Raw genomic sequence first — 21,813 nt, 5'->3', positions numbered from 1 at the left:
ACCAGATCATGAAAAATGGAACGGCGCATCTCTTTATCCCGGGTCCGACCAACATTCCCGACGCTGTGCGGCGGGCCATGAACGTGCCGATGCAGGATATGCGCGCACCGGATTTTCCGGAACTGGTGCTGCCCTTGTTTCGCGACCTGAAGCAGATCTTCAAGACCGAAACCGGCAGCGTCTTCATCTTTCCGGGCTCAGGCACCGGCGCCTGGGAAGCGGCAATCTCCAACACGCTCAACCGCGGCGACCGGGTGCTGATGTCGCGCTTCGGCCAGTTCTCGCATCTTTGGGTCGACATGGCCGAGCGGCTTGGGTTGAAGGTCGACTGTTTCGACGTCGAATGGGGCGAGGGTGTTCCGCTCGACGCCTATCGGCAACGGCTGGGCGACGACAAGGGCAGCAAGATCAAGGCGGTATTCGCCACCCACAACGAGACCGCGACCGGCGTCACGTCCGACATTGCCGGCGTGCGTGCCGCGCTCGACGAAACGGCTCACGATGCGCTGCTGTTCGTCGACGGCGTCAGCTCGATCGGCTCGATCGATTTCCGGATGGACGAATGGGGCGTCGACCTCGCCATCACCGGTTCGCAGAAAGGGCTGATGCTGCCTGCCGGTCTCGGCATCCTGGCGGTGAGCGCCAAGGCTCTGGAAGCGCACAAGCAGTCGCGCATGGAGCGTTGCTATTTCAGCTTCGAGGATATGCAGGCTTCGTCCAAGACCGGCTTCTTCCCCTATACGCCGCCAACGCAGTTGCTGCTTGGCCTGAGAGCCAGCCTCGACCTTATCTTTGCCGAGGGACTGGAGCAGATTTTTGCCCGGCACCACCGGCTCGCCGAAGGTGTGCGCCGCGGCGTGCATGCGTGGGGACTAAAGCTCTGCGCCAACGAGGAAAAATGGTGGTCGGATACGGTTTCGGCGATCGTCGTCCCCGAGGATGTCGATGCCAGACAGGTCATCGCCAACGGATATTCCAGATATCGCACATCCTTCGGCGCGGGCCTCAGCAAGGTGGCTGGCCGCGTGTTCCGCATCGGCCATCTCGGCGACCTCAACGAGGTCATGTGCCTCGCCGCCCTGGCCTCGGCGGAAATGTCGTTACGCGACGCCGGAGCCCGAATCGAGGCCGGCTCCGGTGTTGCCGCTGCGCAGGAATGGTACCGCGCCGAGATCGGCCGGACCTTGCAGCCGCGGCACGAACGCGCGGCTTGAGAGGATCGTAGCCATGAGCAAACCGAAGGTAATCGTTACCCGGCGCTGGCCGCATGAGGTCGAACAGCGCCTTGGCGACCATTTCGATGTCACGCTGAATGAAGCCGATCGGCCCTATGAGCAACAAGAGCTTCGCCAGGCCCTGCTGCTTGCCGATGCCGTGCTGCCGACCGTAACCGATCGGCTTGGCGCGAATCTCTTTGCAGGCGGAGTCAGGACAAGAATACTTGGCAATTTCGGTGTCGGCTTCAACCACATCGACATTGCCGCCGCCAGCGCAGCAGGGCTGATCGTCACCAACACGCCCGCCGTGTTGACCGATGCCACCGCCGATCTCGCCATGACGCTGCTTTTGATGTGCGCGCGCCGTGCCGGAGAGGGCGAGCGCGAGCTGCGCTCCGGCAAATGGACCGGCTGGCGGCCGACGCATCTCTGCGGCACCCAGGTCAGCGGCAAGACCGTCGGCATCATCGGCATGGGAAGGATCGGCCAGGCCATGGCCAGGCGCTGTCACTTCGGCTTCGGCATGGAGGTCGTCTTCTTCGACAGCCAGCCGGTTCCCCACCCCGGCATGCCGGCGCGGCAGCTGGCGACTGTGGACGAGGTGCTGGCGGCCTCGGATTTCGTGTCGCTGCATTGTCCGGGCGGTGGCGAAAACACCCGCCTCATCAACGAACGTCGTCTTGCCCGCATGAAGAAATCAGCCTTCCTGATCAACACGGCGCGTGGCGATGTGGTGGATGAGGACGCACTGGTCCAGGCGCTGCGTGAGCGTCGGATTACTGGTGCCGGGCTCGACGTGTTCGAGACGGAGCCGTCTGTGCCGCGCGCCTTGACGGAGCGTGAAGATGTCGTGCTGCTGCCCCATCTGGGTAGCGCCACCAGCGAAACGCGCATCGCAATGGGCATGCGGGTGATCGACAATCTGTCGGCCTTCTTCGAAGGCCGCACCCCGCCTGACGCGGTGAACTAGCTCCCCGTTTCAATTCCAACACCAGGCAATGGCGACGCCGAAAACCGTGTCCGCCTTTTGCCGCCAGGAGACGAGCAGAATGACCGGCTTTTTCCAGAGGAACCTCAAGCTCCAGGATGCGGTGGTCGCCGATGCGATTGCACGCGAGATGGGCCGGCAGCGGTCCGAAATCGAGCTGATCGCATCCGAAAATATCGTTTCGCCGGCTGTGCTGGAGGCACAAGGCTCGGTGATGACCAACAAATATGCCGAGGGCTATCCGGGGCACCGCTACTACGGCGGCTGCCAATATGTCGATCTGGCCGAAGCGGCTGCCATCGACAGGGCCTGCCGGCTGTTTGGCGCGGCGCACGCCAATGTGCAGCCGCATTCCGGCGCCCAGGCCAATGGCGCGGTGATGCTCGCCATGCTGAAGCCGAGCGACACCTTCATGGGTCTGTCGCTCGCCGCCGGCGGGCATCTGACGCACGGTGCCCGGCCGACACTGTCGGGAAAGTGGTTCAACGCCGTGCAATACGGCGTGCGCCAGAGCGACTGCCTTATCGACTATGAGGAGCTGGAGGCCAAGGCGCGGGAAACACGGCCAAAGCTGATTATCGCGGGTGGATCGGCCTATCCGCGCATCATCGACTTCAAGCGCATCCGGGCGATCGCCGATGCCGTCGGCGCGCTGATGATGGTCGACATGGCGCATTTCGCCGGCCTGGTCGCCGGCGGCGTGCATCCCAACCCGGTGGAGGTCGCCGATATCGTCACCACCACGACGCACAAGACGCTGCGCGGCCCGCGCGGCGGCATGATCCTGACCAACAACCAGGACATCGCCAAGAAGCTGAATTCGGCGGTGTTCCCTGGCCTGCAGGGAGGCCCGCTGATGCATGTCATTGCTGCCAAGGCCGTTGCCCTGGGTGAAGCCTTGGAGGACGGGTTCAAGACCTATGCCCGGCAGATGGTGGCGAATGCCAGAAAGCTGGCCGCGACGCTTGGCGAGCGCGGATTCGACATTGTCTCCGGCGGAACCGATACGCATCTGCTGCTGGTCGACCTGCGCGGCAAGGGCCTGTCCGGCAAGGACGCGGAGGAGGCGTTGGGCAGGGCAGGGCTGACCTGCAACAAGAACGGCATTCCTTTCGATCCGGCGCCGCCTGCCGTCACCTCCGGTATACGGCTGGGTACACCGGCCGCCACCACGCGCGGTTTCGGCGAGGGCGAGTTTGCCCGTGTCGGCAATCTCATAGCCGACGTGCTGGATGCGGTCGGAACGCAATGGGGCGCCGAACAGGAGAAGGCGGCTCGGCGGTCGGTCGAGGAGCTTTGCGAGGCATTCCCGATCTACGAGCCCAGACCCGGTTGACCGTCCGGGGAGCGCGCCACAGGCAGATACATGGCTGCCGCGGACAGGGCATTAGCCACAGATATGGTTTTGCGTAGCAGCGCCATTCGTGACGAGTTGCGCCTGTCCTAACGTCATCGCGAAATCACCGCATACATCCACCGCCAAGTTTGTCGTTCGAGCCATTTTGCAAGCAATTTCCGTCGATTGACGGAAGTGGCGCCTTCGGCTGCGGACGGCAGGAGGAGCTTGGATCCATGGGTGCGGCGTTTTCCGGGGAGCGGGTTGCCAGCCTCGAAAGATACCCTGGCTTTTTTTGATCTTTTGAATGGAGAGGAAAATGAACATCAAGAGCCTTCTTTTCGGCTCAGCTGCGGCTCTGATCGCAGTTTCCGGTGCGCGCGCCGCCGACGCCGTCGTCGCCGCCGAGCCGGAACCCGCTGAATACGTCAAGATCTGCGACGTCTACGGCGCTGGTTACTTCTACATCCCCGGCACCGAAACCTGCCTGCGCATCGGCGGCTATGTCCGCTACGACGTCGGCGTGGGTGATGCCGGTTCGTTCGATGGCGTCAATCACGTTCCTGACAGCATGGGCGAAGACGACCACTCGACCTACTGGAAGAATGCCCGCTTCAACCTGAAGACCTGGACCGGCCAGGAAACCGAACTCGGCACGTTGAAGACCTACACCGAGACCCGCTTCAACTTCGGCAACAGCTTCGGCGACTATGCCAACCAGGCCACGACCAACGACAGCCGCAACAACTGGCAGGCCCGCAACACGGGCATTACGCTGAACTTCGCCTGGATCCAGCTCGGTGGTCTGCGCGTCGGTAAGGACGACCCGGCCTTCGACACCTTCATCGGTTACGCCGGCAACGTCATCAACGACACGATCGTCCCCTATGGCGGCTTCGACAGCAACGTCGTCCAATACTACTTCGACCTCGGCAACGGTTTGTCGGGCGTGGTTTCCCTCGAAGAAGGTAGCGGCAGCGCTGGCCCGACCGGCGTCCCGCCTTTCACGTACATCAGTTCGGGTTACGACACGATCGACAGCTATGTCCCGCATGTCGTCGGCGGCGTGAAGTACACGCAGGGCTGGGGCGCGATCACGGGCGTCGCTGCTTATGACAGCACCTTCGAAGAATATGCCGGCAAGGTTCGCTTGGACGTGAACGCTTCGAGCGCTCTGTCTCTGTTCTTGATGGCCGGCTACGGCACCGACAAGAACATCGACCGCAACTTCTATAAGCAGTGGGGCGGCAACTGGGCAGTCTGGGGAGGCGGCACCTACAAGTTCAACGAGAAGACCTCGTTCAATCTCCAGGTTTCCGCTGACGATGACAAGAATTACGGTGTCGCGGCAAACGTTGCCTACGATGTCGTCCCCGGCTTCACGGTCACGGCCGAAGTTGACTATAACCACGATGGCAAGTTTGGCCAGATTGACAACCGTAACTGGGTCGGCGCTACGAAAGAGAATAGCGTCGGCGGCCTCCTCCGCTTCCAGCGCGACTTCTAGCGGATTGTTGTAGCACTTCGCCGAGATATACGAATGCTCGCTGGGCAAGCCGGCCCAGTGAGCTCATCGGGTGGCTCCTCTCAAAATGCTTGAGTCCGTACCTCCAGGACCGAAGCGCGCCGCCGATGCGAAGGGCGCCTTTGACCAAGGCGCCCTTCATTCCGGCTATGTCCACCAGTGTGATCCCACCCGAGTGACGACGACTGGCCAGCGCGGCTCGACGTCGATCTCGACAAGCCGTTGACCAGCGAGCGTTCAAGGGCGGCCTCTCTGGAGATCGCCTGGCGGATCGCCTCGGCTAGCCTGGGCCTGTGCGCGTGGAAGCATCGGTCTGCCGCCATGAGCAGGTTGATTGGCGGTATCTTGCGTCACGAGGCCATAGCTTCGACAATTGGAGACGCAGCCGGAACGCGGATCGACTTCATTTGCATGGCACCGGCAGTCTGACAGGGGGAAGCCGATATGCGCCTGCCACCGATCGACCTTAGCCGCGAGAACACCTTCGGCGAACTAACCTATGAGAATGGCGGCGACTACGGGCCGATCGGTGGCGACTATCTGGCCTTCATGCTTGTCCACGTCGGATCCCTGACGCTCGAGGCGGATGACAGCGTCCTGCAACTGGAGGCAGGACAATGTGCTCTGTCGCTCACGCGTGATCGCTACATGACGTCGGTGGCGCCGGAAACGCTGACCCATGTCAGCTGGTGCGATGGCCGGCCGCAGAACGCGGCGTGGCTGTACAAGGAGCGCGAGAAGTTCGCGCCGTTCATCGTCGCCTCGCCGATGGTCCACACCCTCATGCAGTTGGGTGTTGATCTTGGCCTCGGCGAGCGTGGCGGCCGCAGTGGTGTTCGCGAGTCGCTGACCAACGCCTTGCTCCACGCCTTCATCTACGAGGCCGAGGTGATCGAGGCGGAGCGGCCGATCCCGCAGACGATCCTGCAGGCACGCCGTTTCCTCGAAGAGAACTTTGCCGCCGATCTGTCGATCGAGCGGGTGGCGCAGCAGGTGCGCGTCAGCCCGCAATATCTGGTCTCGGCGTTCAAGAAACATCTCGGCATGACGCCGGCCAAATATCTGTGGCGTTGCCGCCTCGATTACGGCACGCATCTGCTGCAGCGGACAGGACTGTCGATCAGCGAGATCGCCTACCAGGTCGGCTACAAGAACCCCTATCATTTCTCGCGGCAGGTCAAGCTGGCGTTCGACTGTTCACCGACCGAGCTCAGAGAGCAGAAGCGCAACGCCTGATGGTTGCCCACGTGCCTCCGGGTGACGAGGCAAGCATTGCCTCCAGAACCGGCGGGTGAACTGGCGATATGCTTTCCTCAAGAGCGGACATGGCGGTTTTCCAGGCACAAATGAATTGTCGGGCAATCAGGGTTGATCCGGCGTCAGGCAACGGACCGATGTCTTGCAACCTGGTTGCCGGTCGCGCCTTGGCCAGATCCGTTCACCGACAACAGACATTCCAGGCTGGACAGCACCATGAGCAATTTCTCTCATCTCGATCCCGTTGCGCTCAACGACTGGCATGTCGTCGCCTGTGTCGAGGACTTGCCGATCGATCGGGCGGTGAGGACGGTCCTGCTCGGTGAGCCGATTGCCGTTGGCCGGCGCGAGGGCAAGGCCGCCGTCTGGCAAGGCCACGCTACCGTCGAAGCTGCCCAAACAGAGCTACCTGTCATCGAGCGGTTCGGCTATGTCTGGACGACGCTCGGCACGCCGGAGCGCGACCTGTTCGAGATTCCGGAATTTTCCGAAGCCGATCGCCGCCACATCATCCAGGGCGTCGTAAGGGTAAACGTATCGGCGCCCAGGGCCGTCGAGAACTTTCTCGACATGGGGCATTTCCCATTCGTCCACACCGGCATTCTCGGCGAGGAGCCGCACACCGAGGTCAAGCGTTACAAAGTGCAGGTTTCGGCCGAGCCACCCGAAATAATGGTCACCGATTGCGAGTTCTACCAGCCGCAGGCGAATGCGGGTTCGACGACAGGGGCCGATACGGAATACATCTACCGGGTGCCGCACCCGTTCTGCGCCGTCCTTTACAAGACGGGGTCTCGGCAACGCAACCGACGCGACGTCATCGCGCTGTTCGGACAGCCGGTCGAAGAGGACTGGGTGCTCGTCCATATCGTCATCTGCTTGCTGGATGAGATCCGCGACCTCGCGACGCTGAGGCGATTTCATCAGACCATCCTGGGTCAGGACAAGCCGATCCTGGAGAATCAGGTTCCGAAGAGGCTGCCGCTGGATCCCCATTCCGAGGTGCCGATCCGCGCCGACGCCGCGTCGGCCGCCTACCGCCGCTGGCTGCGCGAAAGGGGCCTGCGTTATGGCGTCGTGGCCGGCAACGGTATCGGCGCACACTAGAGCCGGATGATTTCAGGTCGAATCGACCTGAAATCGGAATCCGCCTCTAGATCAAAGAGATAGAGCATGATGTCTGGACAAACGGTTTCCGTTTGTCCGTGAAAACCGCTTCACACTTTTCGGCACTATGCTCTAGTCATGGGCGCATTTTCGGACATGATTAATTGTGGATATGCGCGAAAGAAATCGCAGCCATTGTTAGCCGACCTTCGCCGTGGAAGTTTCGGACCTAAGCCCGAAGACCGGCTGCCAACAACGCCATGGGGACGTTGTCCAGGCGATCGCCGCCTCCAAGTAGGCAACCGGAAAAGACAAGAACATCCGGATGACGACAGGGCGGCATTGGACAGTTCTCGGACTGGAATGAGAGGATCAAGCGATGACGAATACCATTACGCGACGCACGGCAATCCTGGGCACGGCGGGCGCCCTGCTTCTGTCGGGGCTTGTACGCTCATTCGCGGATGTCCCAAAGACGCTGAAACTGGCTGTTATCCTGCAGGACCTGCCTGACGTCGGCTGGGACCGGACGCTGCTCGACGCGCTTGAGCAACTGAAACAGGAAAGGCCCGAGGGGCTGGAGATTGCATGGGAACATACCGATCCGCTGTACGGAGACGATGCTGAGAACGCCATGCGTTTCTACGCAGAGAGTGGTGAATACGACATCATCTGGGGCCATGGCACCTATTCGGACCAGGTCCAGAAGCTGAGTGTCGAGTTCCCCGACCTGATGTTTGTTGTCACCGGCTCCGGCAATCACCCAGCCGGGCCAAATCAATACTGGATCTACAAGCGGCTGCATGAGCCTTCCTACCTGCTTGGGATGCTGGCTGGCCATACCACCAAGACAGGCATGGTTGGCATCGTCGGCACCTTTCCAGCCAATGACGTCAACGACCAGATCAATGCGTTCTTCGAGGGTGCAAAGTCGATCAGGCCGGACATCCAGCATCGGCTTTCGTTCATCGGCTCGTGGTCCGACAATGCGCTGGCGGCTGAGCATGCCAATGTGCAGATCGCGGCCGGCGCCGACGTCGTTTTCATGCTGACCGACAATTTCAAACCCTGCCAGGAGCACAAGATCATGTGCTTCGCCAACATCAACGACCAGAGCAAGGTCGCGCCCGACGCCATTGCGTCCAGCGCCATCATCAGCTGGAAACCCGATCTCAACTGGATCATCGGCGAATGGCTGAAACACAAGGCCGGTGCGCAATTCAATGGCAACGCCGAACCGAAATGGTTTTCGATGGCCGAAGGCGGCACCGACATCGCACCCTATCATGATTTCGACGGCAAGATCCCGCAGGCGGTGAAGGGCGAAATATCTGCCAAGCGGCAGGAGATTCTTTCCGGCAAGTTTGTCGTTCCGCTCAACACCGCCGAGGTGAAGTAAGACACATCAACCAGGCAGCCCGGTGCGACCCAATGGAAGACCTGCTGAACGTTCAGAACCTTACCAAGCGATTTGGCAGCGTCATTGCCAATGACGGGGTTAATCTCGATATCCGCAAGGGTGAGATCCACTGCCTTTTCGGTGAAAACGGGGCAGGCAAGTCGACGCTGTCGTCCTGCCTCTACGGCTACTACAAAGCCGATAGCGGCGAGATACGCTTCAAGGGCGAGGTGGTGGAATTGAACTCTCCCGCCGATGCCTTGCGGTTAGGCATCGGCATGGTTCACCAGCATTTCGTGCTGGTGTCGAACTTCACCGTGCTCGAAAACATCATCGTCGGCAGTGCCGATGTCGGGTTGCTGCTGAGGAAGGCCGATGCCCGCCGCAGGGTTCTCGGCCTCTGCAGGGACTGCGGCATCGACATCGACCTCGATCGCGAACTCTGGCAATTGTCGGTCGGTGAACAGCAATGGGTGGAAATCCTCAAAGCGCTCTATTTCGGTGCCGAGCTGCTGATCCTGGACGAACCGACGGCGGTCCTGACGCCGCAGCAATCCGACCAGCTCTTCGTCATCCTTGATGGGATGCGCAAGCGTGGATTGTCGATTGTCCTGATCAGTCACAAGCTGCGCGAGGTGATGCAATCCGACAGGGTCACCATCCTGCGCAAAGGCAAGGTCGTCGCTACGGTGGACACCGCCAATACGACAGCCGAGGCGATTACCGCCCTCATGGTCGGGCACAAGGTGACGAAAAACGTCAGGGACAATTCCGTCACGCCGGCGGGAGAAATCCTCTCGGTCGAAAAGGTGTCGGCGGTTGGCGAATGGGGCGAGGATGTCCTCAAGGACGTGACGTTTACCGTCGCCGCCAACGAGGTTCTCGGGCTGGCTGGCGTTGCCGGCAACGGCCAGAAGGAACTGTTCGAGGTATTGATGGGAGTCCGCGCGCTTCAATCGGGCGGTTTCTCGCTGGAAGGAAGCCCGGTCACCGCGCCGACGTCTCGCCAGATTCTCGACAGCGGCGTGGGTTTCATTCCGGACGATCGTTTCCTCGAAGGGTTGATCCCGGAGTTCGGAACCGCCGAAAACCTTGTCCTCGGCTGGCAGCGATCGCCGGAATATTGTCGCGGTCCGTTCCTCGATCGCCGCAAACTGGCTGAGTTGGCGAGGCGCAAGATCGACGAATACAAGGTCGCGACCGCCTCGGCGGACCTCCCGGTGGAGCGACTGTCGGGGGGCAATGCGCAGCGTGTCATTCTTGCCCGCGAGTTCCAGCATGCGCGGCGGCTGTTGCTGGCCAACCAGCCGACGCGAGGGCTCGACGTTGCGGCCTCCGAATTCGTCTACGAGAAAATCCTGGAAAAGCGGGCCGCCGGCTTTGCGATCCTGCTCGCCTCAGAGGAACTCGAAGACCTGCTGCGCCTTTGCGATCGCATAGCGGTCATGTTCAAGGGCCGGATCATGGGCATCGTGCGACCCGAGGAGACCAGCCTCCTCGAACTTGGAATGATGATGGCAGGCGATGCCAGCCAGCTTACGCAGGGAATTCAATGATTTCATTTCAACGACGCTCGGGCAGCAGCCTGGGATGGAACGTCGTCTGCTATTCGGCGGCGATATCAGGTGCTCTCCTGGCTTCCGCTGTTTTGCTGAGGCTTTCCGGCGGCGATCCTGCAAGGGCCTTCACGGCCCTGATCGTCGGTGCATTCGGCAGCCAAGGCGCATTGCTCGGTTCGCTGGCGAAGGCAACCCCGCTGTTGCTTGTCGGGCTGGGCACGGTGTTCGCATTCAGGGCCAAGATCTGGAACATCGGCCAGGAGGGGCAGGTGTTCGCCGGCGCGATGGCCGCCTATTGGGTGAGTTTCTGGATAGCGCCATTGCCAGGCTGGCTGGCCGTCTGCACACTCGCGCTGGCCGGAATGGCGGGCGGCGGCGTGCTCGGCCTGTTGGCCGGCGCACTGAAAGCCAGGTTCGGCACCAGCGAGATCATTTCGACGGTGATGCTGAATTACGTCGTCATGTACCTGCTCGCCTACCTTCTCGATGGCGGCCCCTGGATGGCGACAGGCGTGACCGTATCCTATCACCAGTCGCCGCCCATCGATCCAAGTCTGGAGTGGCCGATCCTCTTGTCCGTTGGGGCGGGAAAGCTGCATGTCGGCTTCCTGTTCGCTCTCGCCGCCTCGGCATTCGCAGCGGTGCTGCTCGACAAGACGTCGCTGGGCTACGAAATCCGCGCGTTCGGCTCAAACCCGACCGCGCTGACGTTTCGCGGCACCAATGTGCGCCGGCTTCTGCTGACCGTCATGCTGATGTCGGGGGCCCTGGCGGGACTGGCTGGCGCCGGCGAGCTTTTCGGTGTCTCGCACCGGCTGCGTGCCGAGACGCTGCTTGGCATCGGCAGTTCGGGGATCGTCGTTGCCATGGTGGGAGGACTGCGCCCGAGCGGCGTGATGATCGCCGCCCTGTTCTTCGGCGCGCTGGAAAGCGGCACGATCTACATGCGGCTGAAGAGTGGCACGCCGGCAGGCCTGGTGTCGGCGATGGAAGGGCTGGTGCTTTTGTTCTTTCTCAGTGCCGCCGTCGCAACGCGCCTTCAGATCGTGAGGAGGGAAGTCCATGCTTGAGCTGCTGCAGGGCCCGCTTCTGATAAGCCTCCTGGCGGCGATGGTCCGCATTGCCACGCCATTGCTTTTTTCGGCAATGGGCGAACTCGTCACGCAGCGCGCGGGCATCTGGAACATCGCTGTCGAAGGCACCATGCTGATTGGCGCCATTGTCGCCTACATGGTTGCCTCAACAACCGGATCGCCTTGGCTGGCTCTGGCGATAGCCATCCTGGCCTGCGCCGCGAGCAGCCTGATCATGTCGTTCGTCACGATTGTTTTGAAGGCCGAGCAATTCGTAGCCGGCCTTGCCCTTAATCTCCTGGCATCGGGCGTGACGCTGTTCTGGTTCCAGGCCTATATTGGCGGTCGCGAGGCGCCGACCTTCATCGGCTTCGACCAGGTTCCGATCCCCTATCTGTCGGATATTCCGATCCTGGGGCCGGTGCTGTTTTCCCAACGCCTGCTGACCTATGTCAGCTTCCTGGTGCCCATCCTCGTCTGGTTTTTTCTCTACCGAACGAAATACGGCCTTGAGGTGCGCTGTGTCGGCGAAAATCCGAAGGCGCTTGACGTCAAGGGCCTGCACGTCGGCCTCAGGCAGTGCCTCGCGATCATGTTCGGCAGCATGATGTCCGGCTTCGGCGGCGCCTTCCTGATGCTTGGCTATTCGGACAAGTTCGTTCCCGATCTCATTGCCGGCCGCGGCTGGCTGGTCGTGGTCGCGATCATCGCCGGCAACTGGATGCCGTTCCGGATCGTTGGAGCGATCTTCATCTTCGCGTTTCTGGAGGCGTTGGGCATCCATGCGCAAGTGGTGGGGATTCCTGTCCCCCACCAGTTGTTCCTCGTCTTGCCCTATGTGGCGTCACTTGTGCTGCTTGCGGGCCTGCGGTCGCGCACCCATCAGCCCGTGGCGCTCGGCATTCCCTACAACAGGGAATAGACCCTGCTGCTCAACCCGCCGGACGGAAAGGCTTTGCTAGCGAAGCCGGGAAGTGCAGCGCCAGCATTTGCCGGTTTCGCGAGATCAGCACCAGAACGATGATTGTCGCGAGATAGGGCAGGGCCGAGAGCAGTTCGGACGGCACTTCCAGTCCGAGCGCCTGTCCCTGCAGCTGGAGGATCGTCATGCCGCCGAACAGCCAGGCGCCAAGCAGGATGCGCAGCGGGCGCCATGTGGCGAAAACCACCAGCGCCAGTGCGATCCAGCCTTTGCCGGCAGTCATGTTCTCGACCCAGAGCGGTGTGTAGGCGACGGACAGATAGGCGCCCGCCAGGCCAGCCATCGCCCCGCCAAACAACACGGCCATGTAGCGGATCCTGATCACGGGATAGCCGATCGCATGCGATGTCTGCGGTGACTCGCCGATCGTTCGCAAGATCAGCCCGGCCTTCGTGCGGTAGAGAAACCAGCTGATGGCAGCGAACATCACCAGAGCTAGGTAGACCATCGGATCGAAGCGGAAGAGCAACGGACCGATCAGCGGCAGATCGGACAGAACAGAGACGTTGATGCCGTGCAGCGCCTCGATAGGCTCGCTGCCGAAGCCGCGGCCAAGGAAGGCCGACACGCCGGAACCGAAGATGGCCAGCGCCAGTCCGGCCGCATACTGATTGGTGAGGAAGGTCAGTGCCAGAACGCCGAACAGCAGCGAGGCGGCGGCACCTGCCAGGGCGCCAGCAAGGATCGCAACCGGCATTGGATAGCCCGCTGTGACGGCCCAGAAAGCCAATGCCGCGCCCATCAGCATCATGCCTTCGATGCCAAGGTTGAGCACGCCGGACTTCTCCACCACGAGTTCACCGAGGGCAGCGAATATCAGCGGCGTGGCGGCGATGACGGTGCCGGTGAAGATGGCGATGATCAAATCCATCAGGCTGTCTCCAGCGCGTGCGTGTCTCGGGCCGGCCGTATCAGGCGGATGCGATAAAAAATGAAGAAGTCGGCGGCGAGCAGGAAGAACAGAAGGATGCCCTGGAAGATGCGCGTCAGCGCCGAGGGCAGGCCCAGCGTCATCTGCACGCCTTCGCCGCCGAGGAAAAGCAGCGACATCAACAGCCCGCCAAGCACGATGCCGAAGGCGTTCAGCCGGCCGATGAAGGCGACGATGATGGCCGCGAAACCGTAGCCGGGCGAAATCTGCGGCGAGAGCTGGCCGAGCGGCCCGGCGGCTTCCGCCATGCCGGCGATGCCGGCGGCCGCACCACCCGCCATCAGCCCGATCCAGACGGCGGCAGATTCGCGAAAGCCGGCATAGCGGGCGGCAAGCGGTGCCGCTCCGCTCACCGACATCTTGTAGCCAAGGAAGCTGCGGTCAGTGAACAGCCACATCACGAACACGGCGACGACGGTGATGAAGATCGAAGGGTTGAGCCGATAGGCCGGGTCGAAGGATTCGAACAGGGCGGCTGTCGGCAGAAGTGCCGTCTGCGGGTAGTTGAAACCGGCCGGATCGCGCCACGGTCCATGCACGAGATAGGACAGGAACAGCGTCGCGATGTAGGTCATCATCAGCGTGACCAGGATCTCGTTGGTGTTCATGCGGGCGCGCAGGAAGGCAGGGATCGCCGCCCATGCCATGCCGGCGCCCATGCCGGCAACGAACATCAACGGCAACAGCAGCACGCTGTCCGGGTTCGGCCAGAAAAGACCGACGCCGCTCGCCGCAATCGCGCCCATGGTGAACTGGCCCTCGGCGCCGATGTTCCAGACATTGGCGCGGAAGCCGATAGCCAGCCCACACGCAATGAGGATCAGCGGCGAAGCCTTGAGCAGCCATTCCGACAAACCGTTGAGGGAATTCAACGGCTCGACAAAGAAGGCGTAGAGCGTCGGCAGCGGATCGTGTCCGAGCGAGGCAAAAAAGATCGAGCCGACGACCAGCGTCAAAACCGACGCCAGCACCGGCGCCGCGACGCGCATTGTTGCCGAAGGCTCCGGCCTTTGTTCAATCCTGAAGCGCAACGTCGCCACTCCCAATTGCCATTTGATCCGTGCTCATCGTTCGACCGGTCATCAGCAGCCCGACCTCTTCGCGGTCGGTCGTCTTGCGTACCAGCGGCGGTGACACGCGCCCCTGGCAGATCACCAGAAGCCGGTCACAAATCTCGAACAGCTCGTCGAGTTCTTCGGAGACGACGAGCACCGCCGCGCCGGCGCGGCTGAGGTCGACGATGGTCTGGCGGATGAAGGCGCTGGCGCCGACATCGACGCCCCAGGTCGGCTGGGAGACAAGCAGAAGCTTCGGCTCGAGCGCGATCTCACGGCCGACGATGAATTTCTGCAGATTGCCGCCCGACAGGCTCTGTGCCGTCGAAGCCGGACCGTTGGCCTTGACCTTGAACCTGTCGATGATGCCAGCTGCGAAGGCGCTGGCTTTGCGCCGGTCGACCAGGCCGTTGCGGACGGTGCCGAAGCGATGGGCGGTCAGAACCGCGTTCTCCCACAGCGTATGCGACGGTACCGCGCCACGGCCCAGCCGTTCCTCGGGAACGAAGGCGAGACCGAGCTTGCGGCGCTCGTCGGCACGAAGGCGAGCGGCAGCGGTACCGCAAATCCTGATCGCGTCGTTGTTGTGATGCGTGCGTTCGCCGCTGAGCAAGGCGATAAGCTCCGCCTGGCCGTTTCCGGACACTCCCGCCAGGCCGACGATTTCCCCGCCATGAACGTTGAAGGAGACGTCCTTCAGATCCACGCCGAAATGGTCTCTTGCCTTGACCGAAAGGTTGTTGACCTCGAGCACTGGCTTCTCGCTCGGGGTCGGCGGGCTGACATGCATTTCCGGCAGCTTCGAGCCGACCATCATGCGGGCGAGCTCGAGCGAGGTCGTCTCTTTCGGCCGAGCGGTGCCGGTGACCTTGCCGTTGCGCAGCACGGTTGCGGTGTCACAGAGCTCCTGCACCTCGTCGAGCTTGTGGCTGATGTAGACGATGCTGCAGCCTTCAGCGGCGAGTTGTCGAAGCGTCTCGAACAGCTTGACCACCGCCTGTGGCGTCAGCACGGAAGTCGGCTCGTCGAGGATAAGAAGCTTGGGCGCCTGCAGCAGGCAGCGCACGATCTCGACGCGCTGCCGCTCGCCGACAGAGAGGTCATGCACCTGGCGATGCGGATCGATCGGCATACCGTAGCGAAGCGAAAGCTCGCGGATCTTGGCGGCAAGCGAGGGCAGATCGAAGGCGCTGCTTGCCGAGAGCGCAATGTTCTCGACCACTGAAACGGATTCGAACAGCGCGAAGTGCTGGTAGACCATCTCGATGCCGAGCGCGCGCGACGTCGCCGGGTTGTGCGCCGCGATCGGATTGCCGTCGCAGAAGATCTCGCCGGAATCGGCCTGCGCCGCGCCATAGATGATCTTCATCAGGGTCGATTTGCCGGCGCCGTTTTCGCCCAGCACGGCGTGGATTTCGCCGGGCTGGATAGACAGCGAGACGTCGTCATTGGCGACGACGCCGGGATAGCGCTTGCAGATGTTGCGCAGTTCTAGACGCGGATGCATGGCGGGTCCTGCCGTGGCGTGAAGCGAGGTTGGACGGGAACCAGGCAGGGAGACGCCGAAGGTCGGTCTCGGCGCCTCCCTGGTTCTTTGATGGCATTCAGCTCAGCTTGCCGATCATGCCTTTGACGAACCAGTTCATGCCGCGAACATCGTCATCGGCCAGGACGGAGCCTGCAGCGACCTTGAGGTTGCCGGCCTGGTCCTTCAACTCGCCGCCATAGGGGTGCACCTTGCCGCTGCCGATGTCGGCCTCGAGCTGCTTCAGCTTGGCCTTGGTGTCGGCCGGTATGCCGTCATTGTAGGGCGCCATCTTCACGACGCCCGCCGCCAGTCCATCCCAGCGCACTTCCGGCTTCCAGGTGCCGGCGGCGACGGCCTTGGCGGCGCCGACATAGTCGCTGGTCCAGTCGAGGACAAAGGACGTCAGCTGTTTGCCCGAAGCGAACTTGGCCATGTCGCTGGCGTAGCCTATCGACCAGGCGCCGCCTTCACCCGCGACCTGGACGCCCGTCGCCGTGTCGGTCATCGAGCAGATGACATCGCAGCCTTGCGAAAGCAGCGTCTTGGCGGCCTCCTTCTCTTTGCCCGGATCGAACCAGGAATTGAGGAAGATGGCGTTGCAAGTGGCGTTCGGATTGACGCTTTGCGCACCGAGCAGCAGCGCGTTGGCCGGGCCGACGATATCCGGAATTGGAAAGCCGCCGATGAAACCAATCTTGCCGGATTTCGACATGTAGCCGCCCGCCGCGCCGGCGACGAAAGTGCCCTCGTAATATTTGGCTTCAAAGGTACCCAGATTGGCAAGGTGGACGATGCCGGAGCAATGTTCGAAAGCCACCTTGGGGAACCGCGGCGCCACTTTCTGCATGGGCGTTCCGTGCGAAAAGCTGGTGCCGAAGATCAGTTTGTTGCCGGCGCTGGCCAGCTCGCGGAAAATGCGCTCCGCATCCTGCGGCATGAAGATGTTGTCGATGACGGTGAGTTCGGCCTTGTCGCCGAACGCGGCTTTGATCGCCTCGACGCCAAGGCTGTGCTGCTTGGTCCAGCCGATTTCGGCGATCGGCGAGACGTAGACGACGCCGATCTTGAGCACCTCTTGAGCCTTGGCGACCGTGCTCAGCCCTCCAGCACCGAGCGCAGCACCCAGCGCACCGCTGTATTTCAGGAATCCGCGTCTTGTCAGGTCGTTCATGTCGGTAACCCTCTGTTGGTTTTTTTGGTTGATGCCCGGCTTGTCGATGCCCGGTCTTTGTTAGGGAGATGGACGTGCGCGTGCGCCGCGCCGTCGCCATTCCCGGATGGTTTTGCCTGCCTCAATCCAGCCGATATCGTTGCTCCGTCGGCCTTGCCGTCGAGATAGGGTGCGAGCGCTTCGGCAGGCGTCATCTCCGGAAACACCTCGCGATCCATGATGTAGCCGCGCACCACGGTGCGGTGATGCGTGTCGATCAGGTCCATGGCCTGTTTCAGGCGGCCCTTTTCCAGGAGGTCGACGACCCTCGAATGATCGTCGAGCAGATTGCAATAGTCGAAATCGGCTGAAATGAGCGAGCGCAGCAGCGTCGTGCGGCGCACGAGCTGGGCATGGATTTCCTGCATCACCTTGTTGCGGCTAAGGCGCACGAACACCGTGTGGAATTCCTGGCCGAGCACGTCGGCCAGCGCATCGTTGCCGGCGGCGACTGCCTGGCGCTGGCGTTCGACATGCTGGCGCAGCTCGGCCCATCCGGCGGGGCCAAGGCGATCGCTGAGCTGGGCCGCCACCCCCTGTTCGACAAGGGTCAGCGCGTCGTAAATCTCCATTGCCTCCTGCATGCTTGGCCTGGCGACGAAGGCGCCGCGGTTGCGCTCGATCTGCGCCAGCCCGTCATCGGCGAGCCGTATCAGGGCCTGACGCACCACGATGCGGCTGACATCGAATATCTCGGCAAGCTCGCGCTCGCCGAGCTTGCAGCCGGGCACCAGCCGATGGTCGATGATGGCGCGGGTCAGCGTGTCCGCGATCGTCTGGGAGCGGCTGCTCAAGGCACGGTTCTCCGCCTTTGCGACGACATGATCAGCAGGCTTTCCATGATGAAGACATGACGCTTCGGGATGTGCCATATCCCAGGTTCAGGTTTTCCATATCGGAATTCAATCATCATAGTCTGTCAACACAAAAAATGATTTTGGCTGACAAAAAATCATTGATTGGTATCCAATCTTGTGATTTCGTCATTGCGAAAGGTCAGGCTAGGTTCGTGGTGAAGGGCTAGCCGAGTTGGGAGGGATGCCGATGGCAACCCGTTGCGTCGACCGCGAGCTTCTGAACGACTGGCATATCGTCGCCGACCAGGAATCGCTCAGCCAGGATGTGCCCTTTTCGACCCGTCTGCTTGGGGTCGATCTCGTCGTTCGAAAACATTCAAACAAGATCGAAGTCGTTCGCAACGATACCGGCGACGTGTTGAAGAGCGCCGAGCGCTATGGCTTCGTCTGGACCTGTCTGGACAAACCCTGGCGCGACATCATCTACATCCCCGAGGCCAACGAGGCGGATCGACATCTGGTCAGCGGCGGCTCGATCGCGGTCAAGGTGTCGGGCCTTCGCGCCGTCGAGAATTTTCTCGACATGGGGCATTTCCCCTTCATCCACACAGGCTGGCTCGGCGAGGAGCCGCATACCGAGGTCGTGCCTTACAAGGTGGAAATCACGCCCCAGGACGAGGTGCTGGCGACCGAATGCAAATTCTACCAGCCCATCGCGTCGCCGACCGCGAAGGAAGGGTTCGTCGTCGAGTACATCTACAAGGTGATCCGGCCCTATACGGTGGCGCTCTACAAGAGCAATCCGATCCAGAAGGGGAGGCTGGATGTCATCACGCTGTTCGTGCAGCCGGTCGACGAGGAGAACTGCGTCGCGCATCCCTATCTCTGCTACCTCAAGGAGGGCATGGACGCGGCGACGGTGCGCAGTTTCATGCAATTGATCTTCGCGCAGGACAAGCCGATCCTGGAAAACCAGGTCCCCAAGCGCCTGCCGCTCGATCCGCGCGCCGAGACGCCGATCCGCGCCGATGCCGTCTCGGTTTCCTATCGGCGCTGGCTGCGTGACAGGGCGGTCACCTATGGTGCGATACCGGCACAGATCTGATGACGTCCGAGGGTATTTGAAGGGATAACATGATGACGAAATGCGCTGATCCCGTGATCCTCAATCTCTGGCATCCCGTGGGCGCCATCGCGGAAGCTGCTCCCGGCGCCGTCCAGGAGACCGTTCTGCTCGAGGAGCGCCTCAGCTTTGCGGTGGACGCGGATGGCGAGCCCGTCGTCTGGCGCTCGCGTTCCGATGTGCAAAGGGCTGACCATATTCCACCCGCCGACAGGCTGCCTGCAATAAGCGCCTATGGCTATGTCTGGACCTCGCTCGGGTCGCCGCCGGCCGAGCTGTTCCCGATCCCCGAATATCAAGAGCCGGACCGCCGCAAGCTCAATGCGGCAACGTTCGGCGTCAACGTCTCGGCGCCGCGCGCCATCGAGAACTTTCTCGACATGGGCCACTTCCCCTATGTGCATACCGACATACTCGGCGTCGAGCCGCATACCGAAGTCAAGGAATACGACGTCGAGATCTCCGTCGATCGCGACGAGATCCTGGCCACGCGCTGCCGCTTCTTCCAGCCGATGGCGTCGACGGCGTCCGATGGCGGCGCCGACGTCGACTACGTCTATCGCGTGCCGCATCCCTATTGCTCGGTGCTCTATAAATCGAGCCCGGTCGACGAGACCCGGCGCGATGTCATCGCCGTCTTCCTGCAGCCGGTCGACCAGGAGCATGTGCGCGCCCACATGCTGCTTTGCGTGCTCGACGAAGACAATGAAGACAAGGTGATCAAGCGTTTCCAGCAGACGATCTTCGGCCAGGACAAGCCGATCCTGGAAAACCAGGTGCCGAAGCGCCTGCCGCTCGATCCGCGCGCCGAGACGCCGATCCGCGCTGACAAGTCGGCCATCGCCTACCGGCGCTGGCTCAGCCAGAAGGGCGTGACCTACGGGGTCATCCCGGCTGCAGCCTGACAGACATTTTGGAGACGATTGATGTTGGAAGAAGCCAGAAGCCGGTGGCATCCGATCGCCGCTGCCCATGATTTGCCGTTTCGCCACGTTTTCCACGGCCAGTTGCTGGGCCGGGAATTCGCCGTGTGGCGGGCCGATGACGGTTACGTCAACATCTGGGAGAACCGCTGCCTGCATCGCGGCGTCAGGCTGTCGATCGGCATCAATGACGGGCGCGAACTGAAATGCCAGTATCACGGCTGGCGTTATTCGAACCGCACCGCTGGCTGCACCTATATCCCGGCTCATCCGGCCGATGCACCCGCCCGCACCATCACCAACCGCACGTTTCCGGCGGTCGAACGTTATGGCTTGGTCTGGTCCTCGGAAGAGCCGCGCGGGGAGGTGCCTGAGATTGCCGGCCTCGCCGAAGGCAAGCTCGTCGCCTTGCGCGGCATCGCGGTCAACGCGCCGGCCGACAAGGTCGTCGAGAGGCTGAGAGCCTATCGCTTTCAACCCAACGGAGCGATCGATGGCGAGGGCGCCGACATTCTCGTCGAAGCCGCCCAGGATTTCGCTGTGGCGCTTCGCTCGCGAGCCAGCGGCGCCGAGACGCAGGGCGTTTTCTTCGTGCAGCCGGTCGATTCCAACCGTTCGGTGATCCGCGGCGTGCTCGATCAGGAGGCCGAGGGCGCCGCGCGCATTGCCATTCTGCGTCACCACAATGAGCGGCTTTCCAAGCTGCGCGACGAGGTCGAGCGCGACGTGGCGAACGCGCCGGCGCCGGCGCCGCTCGAGCCGGTCTACGAACGGGTCTCGGCCGAACTCGCCGAAATGCCTGAGGTGACCACGCATGGCCGCAAGGCTGCGCTGCGTGTCAGCGTGGCCAGAAAATGGCAGACCGCTGACGGGATCGCAGGCTTCGAGCTTCGTCCGATCAAGGGCATCCTGCCGACGTTCCAGCCTGGAGCCCATATCGACGTCCACATGCCCAATGGCGAGATCAGGCAGTATTCGATCACCAACGGTCCCGGTGAAACCGACAGCTTCACCATCGGCGTCAAGCTGGAACGGGACTCCAAGGGTGGCTCGAAATGCATGCATGAGACGGTGCGAGAGGGCGACGTGCTGGCGATTTCCGAGCCACGCAACAACTTCCCGCTGCGCCGCGATGCGATCAAGACGCTGTTCGTCGCAGGCGGCATCGGCATCACGCCGCTGCTCGCCATGGCGCAGGCGCTGAAGAACCAGGAGCTTGCGCACGAGCTGCATTATTTCGCGCAAGGCGAGGAACACCTCGCCTTTGCCGATCGGCTGAAGCATCTCGGCGATGCGCTGAAGCCGCATCTCGGCCTCTCGCCCGACGCGACCGGCGCCGAGCTTCGACAACTGCTCGCCGGTTATCGCAATGGCATGCATCTCTACATCTGCGGCCCGGGACCGATGCTGGAAGCCGCGCGCAAGATCGCGGCCGAGCAGGGCTGGCCGGATAGCGCCGTCCATTTCGAGTACTTCAAGAACACCAACAAGATCGACGACAGTTCGAGCTTCGAGGTCGCGCTGGCGCGCTCCTGCGTCACGCTTCAGGTGCCGGCGGGCAAGACGATCATGCAGGTCATGCGCGAAAGCGGCATCGATGTTCCGTCGTCTTGCGAGCAAGGCGCCTGCGGCACTTGCGTGGCGACGGTGATCGAGGGCGAACCGGACCATCAGGACGTCTACCTCAACGATGCCGAGAGGAAGGCCGGAACCAAGATCATGACCTGCGTTTCGCGCGCCAAATCGGCACGCCTCGTGCTGGACATCTAACTGTTTGTTTTACGCAATTCCGGACGGAAAACC

18 protein-coding genes are annotated in these 21,813 nt (G+C 62.1%); 13 read left to right on the top strand and 5 right to left on the bottom strand.

Going from position 1 to position 21,813, the window contains the following annotated elements; translation table 11 throughout:
* Nucleotides 1–8: 8 nt before the first annotated feature.
* From LB519_RS25960 to LB519_RS25915, 10 genes are all read left to right on the top strand, one after another.
* Nucleotides 9–1,214, top strand: coding sequence for an aminotransferase class V-fold PLP-dependent enzyme (locus tag LB519_RS25960; protein WP_224621521.1), 1,206 nt, complete (start codon nucleotides 9–11; stop codon nucleotides 1,212–1,214).
* Nucleotides 1,215–1,227: 13 nt separating this feature from the next.
* Entirely contained in the window at nucleotides 1,228–2,187 is a 960-nt protein-coding gene (locus LB519_RS25955) for a 2-hydroxyacid dehydrogenase (protein ID WP_127366628.1), read from the top strand.
* 79 nt (nucleotides 2,188–2,266) lie between these two features.
* The gene (gene glyA / locus LB519_RS25950; protein ID WP_024505107.1) at nucleotides 2,267–3,541 is read left to right on the top strand and encodes a serine hydroxymethyltransferase; all 1,275 of its coding nucleotides are present in this window, start codon (nucleotides 2,267–2,269) and stop codon (nucleotides 3,539–3,541) included.
* 319 nt (nucleotides 3,542–3,860) lie between these two features.
* Entirely contained in the window at nucleotides 3,861–5,048 is a 1,188-nt protein-coding gene (locus LB519_RS25945; protein WP_224621520.1) for a porin, read from the top strand.
* A gap of 462 nt (nucleotides 5,049–5,510) precedes the next feature.
* Nucleotides 5,511–6,302, top strand: a complete 792-nt coding sequence (locus tag LB519_RS25940; RefSeq protein ID WP_013529886.1) for a helix-turn-helix domain-containing protein — start codon at nucleotides 5,511–5,513, stop codon at nucleotides 6,300–6,302.
* 237 nt (nucleotides 6,303–6,539) lie between these two features.
* Nucleotides 6,540–7,430: an aromatic ring-hydroxylating oxygenase subunit alpha gene (locus LB519_RS25935; protein WP_224621519.1), complete on the top strand. Its 891-nt coding sequence runs from the start codon at nucleotides 6,540–6,542 to the stop codon at nucleotides 7,428–7,430.
* 379 nt (nucleotides 7,431–7,809) lie between these two features.
* Nucleotides 7,810–8,829: a BMP family protein gene (locus tag LB519_RS25930; protein ID WP_013529887.1), complete on the top strand. Its 1,020-nt coding sequence runs from the start codon at nucleotides 7,810–7,812 to the stop codon at nucleotides 8,827–8,829.
* 32 nt (nucleotides 8,830–8,861) lie between these two features.
* The gene (locus tag LB519_RS25925) at nucleotides 8,862–10,385 is read left to right on the top strand and encodes an ABC transporter ATP-binding protein (protein WP_224621518.1); all 1,524 of its coding nucleotides are present in this window, start codon (nucleotides 8,862–8,864) and stop codon (nucleotides 10,383–10,385) included.
* Nucleotides 10,382–11,458: an ABC transporter permease gene (locus LB519_RS25920; RefSeq protein ID WP_224621517.1), complete on the top strand. Its 1,077-nt coding sequence runs from the start codon at nucleotides 10,382–10,384 to the stop codon at nucleotides 11,456–11,458. The genes LB519_RS25925 and LB519_RS25920 overlap by 4 nt, the downstream gene beginning before the upstream one ends.
* On the top strand, nucleotides 11,451–12,383 hold the full coding sequence (locus LB519_RS25915) for an ABC transporter permease (RefSeq protein ID WP_013529890.1): 933 nt from the start codon (nucleotides 11,451–11,453) through the stop codon (nucleotides 12,381–12,383). Before LB519_RS25920 ends, LB519_RS25915 begins: the two co-directional genes overlap by 8 nt.
* 10 nt (nucleotides 12,384–12,393) lie before the next feature.
* Here the strand turns inward: LB519_RS25915 and LB519_RS25910 are convergent, their stop codons facing one another.
* The 5 genes from LB519_RS25910 to LB519_RS25890 form a co-directional block, all read right to left on the bottom strand.
* Nucleotides 12,394–13,314 carry an ABC transporter permease gene (locus LB519_RS25910; RefSeq protein ID WP_224621516.1) on the bottom strand — a complete coding sequence of 307 codons (921 nt, stop codon included), beginning with the start codon at nucleotides 13,312–13,314 and terminating at the stop codon, nucleotides 12,394–12,396.
* On the bottom strand, nucleotides 13,314–14,405 hold the full coding sequence (locus LB519_RS25905; RefSeq protein WP_013529892.1) for an ABC transporter permease: 1,092 nt from the start codon (nucleotides 14,403–14,405) through the stop codon (nucleotides 13,314–13,316). The genes LB519_RS25910 and LB519_RS25905 overlap by 1 nt, the downstream gene beginning before the upstream one ends.
* Nucleotides 14,389–15,936: an ABC transporter ATP-binding protein gene (locus LB519_RS25900; protein ID WP_063172969.1), complete on the bottom strand. Its 1,548-nt coding sequence runs from the start codon at nucleotides 15,934–15,936 to the stop codon at nucleotides 14,389–14,391. The genes LB519_RS25905 and LB519_RS25900 overlap by 17 nt, the downstream gene beginning before the upstream one ends.
* A gap of 97 nt (nucleotides 15,937–16,033) precedes the next feature.
* The gene (locus LB519_RS25895) at nucleotides 16,034–17,128 is read right to left on the bottom strand and encodes a BMP family ABC transporter substrate-binding protein (RefSeq protein ID WP_013529894.1); all 1,095 of its coding nucleotides are present in this window, start codon (nucleotides 17,126–17,128) and stop codon (nucleotides 16,034–16,036) included.
* On the bottom strand, nucleotides 17,125–17,961 hold the full coding sequence (locus LB519_RS25890; RefSeq protein WP_063173785.1) for a GntR family transcriptional regulator: 837 nt from the start codon (nucleotides 17,959–17,961) through the stop codon (nucleotides 17,125–17,127). Before LB519_RS25890 ends, LB519_RS25895 begins: the two co-directional genes overlap by 4 nt.
* Before the next feature lie 250 nt (nucleotides 17,962–18,211).
* Here LB519_RS25890 and LB519_RS25885 point away from each other — a divergent pair, with 250 nt between their 5' ends.
* Genes LB519_RS25885 through LB519_RS25875 form a run of 3 tightly spaced genes read left to right on the top strand, consistent with a single transcriptional unit; the run spans nucleotide 18,212 to nucleotide 21,780 of the window.
* On the top strand, nucleotides 18,212–19,069 hold the full coding sequence (locus tag LB519_RS25885; protein WP_032809603.1) for an aromatic ring-hydroxylating oxygenase subunit alpha: 858 nt from the start codon (nucleotides 18,212–18,214) through the stop codon (nucleotides 19,067–19,069).
* A 29-nt stretch (nucleotides 19,070–19,098) separates the two neighbouring features.
* A complete protein-coding gene (locus tag LB519_RS25880) occupies nucleotides 19,099–19,992 on the top strand; it encodes an aromatic ring-hydroxylating oxygenase subunit alpha (RefSeq protein WP_224621514.1) in 894 nt (297 codons plus the stop codon).
* 21 nt (nucleotides 19,993–20,013) lie between these two features.
* A complete protein-coding gene (locus LB519_RS25875; protein ID WP_024505098.1) occupies nucleotides 20,014–21,780 on the top strand; it encodes a Rieske 2Fe-2S domain-containing protein in 1,767 nt (588 codons plus the stop codon).
* The last annotated feature ends 33 nt before the right edge of the window (nucleotides 21,781–21,813 follow it).

Source organism: Mesorhizobium sp. AD1-1 (assembly GCF_020164655.1).
Taxonomy (GTDB): domain Bacteria; phylum Pseudomonadota; class Alphaproteobacteria; order Rhizobiales; family Rhizobiaceae; genus Mesorhizobium; species Mesorhizobium ciceri.
The sequence above is the reverse complement of the archived record's forward strand: the minus strand, read 5'-3'. Positions and strand labels throughout refer to the sequence as shown.